The following is a 2,449-nucleotide window of genomic DNA, read 5'->3' on the forward strand; positions in this document are numbered from 1 at the left end:
GCTGAATAATGGTAAAACCCTTTTAAAATAAGGCTTTTGACCTGTTAAAATCCGATGTTCATGCTGCGAAAATAGGATTGGGACATTCAAAAACCTTGCATTATCCTTCTTGTAGTACATAAACCGGTACAAAAAAAAAGAGGGCAACAAAGCCTGAAACGACCGGCTACTGACGACCGACGACCGACTCCTAACCCCACCAACAAACTTTTTCAGCAAACCCTAAATAAGCAATTCGACTCACCACTACTTCCAGATCGCTACCCCATAGTCTATCCCTTTCCTGGCGTTACTGGGTTTTCTGCGTTTGCTCCAGATACTTCTGCACACTCTGTCCCATCTGCACCAGATTCGGTTCAATCTTTTTGGCCAGAAGCTCTTCGACTAGGTGAACTAAGCGACTGAGCAAGAAGGGGGGCACACTGTGAACTGCGCTGAGGTCAATCCTCACTTCGACTCGGCTTTCCACCAATGTGCAATTGCCTCGATCCAGAAAGCGGTTCTTGCCAGCGCAAAACACCGCCTCTCGGTAGGCATGGGTTTCAATTTGCCAGTCTACAGTAAACTCATTGTTGTCCCAGATATCGTATTCCGTCCAAGTGAACAGTTCTTCACTCAAAAGTGCCCGAGCAGCGGCTGGGATGTCCCCACCCCCATGCCACTCCAGCACTAGTCGCACCTGTCGCTCCGCTTCCTGGCGAGACTTGAGTTGCAGCGATCGCACATTGGGCAGATACGGCCCCAACTCCATCAGCTTGTCCCGATAGGTGACATAAACCAAGGGTCGAGAAAACGACACCTGTGAATCAACGGAAATTTTGATCATCTTTGGGCTCCAACGGCATGGGGCAAGATATGCAGTTTAACGCGGGTATGAACTACTTGTACATCTTCAACCCCTATCCGCCCGAATACTCCGACCCCGTTTAACTCCTCCTTCCACGGCGTTCAAACAACCGTTCGACCTTGGGAATTAAGGATAAGATTCCCAAGGCTAAGAGAGTGCTGAGAATGGCCGTCGCTTCTCGCCCCATCCCTGCCGCTACGCCGATGGCCGCCGTTAGCCATATGCCCGCCGCCGTGGTCATCCCCTTAGCCTCCTCTTGGTGCCTTCCTATAATGATCGATCCGGCCCCAAGGAATCCCACCCCAGCGATCAAGCCCTGCAACACACGAGTTAAATCTGCGATCGATGCCCCAGATTGTTGAGGAATGAGGACGAAGAGTGCTGCCCCGAAAGAAACCAGCATATGCGTTCGCAACCCTGCCGCCTTGCCCTTGATCTCCCGATCGTACCCCAGTAGACCACCAAGGATCGCCGCAAGCAAGAAACGTAAAATGATGCGGATAATTTGAGCCACATCGGTGATCTCGGAGAATTCCGATAGCACAGTATTCCATATCACTTGCCACACACCCGTAGTCCCTCCTTACTTTGGCTGTACTTCATTCTACAAAGTTGGCTGTAATTTCTTTATTGATGTCCGATCGTTCTACCGATAGATTGCATCATCAATCGTGACTCGGAAAAACTCACCCTCTGACTCAAACCGCTCAGTGCCAAAGTACCATCCAATCCGCAGACGGGTCGGAATGGTATAGCCACAGAATGTGCCTTCTTCCTCTATAATTCCACCGAAGTCCACATAATGGGACTTAGACAAAAAACAAATCGATAAAAGCCTCAACTCCAATCCCCGCTTGGGATTTACTTCGAGAAGCCCAAAATCGCTGAAACCCAGATATATCAAGGAAAATCATAAATCGAGGTTAACCCTTTGTCCCGTAATGGTTTGAGCCTTTTTTGCTGACCGAAAACGCCTAAGTCCCATTAACATCGATCACTCGAATCGCTTCGCACTCGCAAAGATTACACTGGACTTTACCCAAACTTTCAAATCCCGAACAAGGGCAATCTGGTCGCGATTTGATGCCTCTACTGACTTGGTAGTTATGGCTGGCTCGTGAGATAGTACAAGATAATCCTTTACCTTGGCAGAAGCCTCTTCCACAAAACTCTCTAACTCCTGGAAGGGTCGCTCAGGGTTTTGGGGCAATTTTAGCGGTGATTGGTACACCCGCCTGTTTCCCCAAAACCCGAGGAAAATCCCAGGGCTGGCCTAAAGGCAAAAAACGGACTCCAAAAATCCCTTATCCTACGGTCAAAAAACGCTATTCTGCCCCGCCTAAATCGAAAAAGACCGCATCTTAATCCTTCATCCTGCTTTTTATCTCTTTCTCAGTCTTTTATCCCTAGCTGTGCCAATTTGGGCTGCAAATTAGTCTAAACAGAAGTTATGATTCTTATTTAGGGCTTGCTGAATAATGGTAAAACCCTTTTAAAATAAGGCTTTTGACCTGTTAAAGTCCGATGTTAGTGCAAGAAAATAGGATTGGGACTTTCAAAAACCTTGCATTATCCTTCTTGTGGTACATCGCTTGGTACAAA

3 protein-coding genes and 1 pseudogene are annotated in these 2,449 nt (G+C 47.9%); 1 reads left to right on the forward strand and 3 read right to left on the reverse strand.

The window, feature by feature from the left end; all coding sequences use genetic code 11:
- Positions 1–289: 289 nt before the first annotated feature.
- The 3 genes from PX482_RS18685 to PX482_RS18695 form a co-directional block, all read right to left on the reverse strand.
- Positions 290–826 (reverse strand): hypothetical protein, encoded by a 537-nt coding sequence (locus tag PX482_RS18685; protein WP_288027686.1) that lies wholly within the window; start codon positions 824–826, stop codon positions 290–292.
- 100 nt (positions 827–926) lie between these two features.
- Positions 927–1,415: an MgtC/SapB family protein gene (locus PX482_RS18690; RefSeq protein ID WP_004159254.1), complete on the reverse strand. Its 489-nt coding sequence runs from the start codon at positions 1,413–1,415 to the stop codon at positions 927–929.
- 78 nt (positions 1,416–1,493) lie between these two features.
- Positions 1,494–1,664 carry a hypothetical protein gene (locus tag PX482_RS18695; protein ID WP_155120367.1) on the reverse strand — a complete coding sequence of 57 codons (171 nt, stop codon included), beginning with the start codon at positions 1,662–1,664 and terminating at the stop codon, positions 1,494–1,496.
- A gap of 172 nt (positions 1,665–1,836) precedes the next feature.
- Between PX482_RS18695 and PX482_RS18700 the strand changes: the two are divergent.
- A pseudogene (locus PX482_RS18700) lies at positions 1,837–2,212 on the forward strand (NF041680 family putative transposase); the annotation flags it as partial.
- Positions 2,213–2,449: the final 237 nt, after the last annotated feature.

This window comes from Microcystis sp. M53602_WE12 (assembly GCF_030065455.1).
GTDB lineage: Bacteria > Cyanobacteriota > Cyanobacteriia > Cyanobacteriales > Microcystaceae > Microcystis > Microcystis aeruginosa.

What these genes read in the sequence shown, in the direction of transcription:
- PX482_RS18685 (WP_288027686.1), bottom strand. Translation starts at nt 826, where the DNA reads ATGATCAAAATTTCCGTTGATTCACAGGTGTCGTTTTCTCGACCCTTG.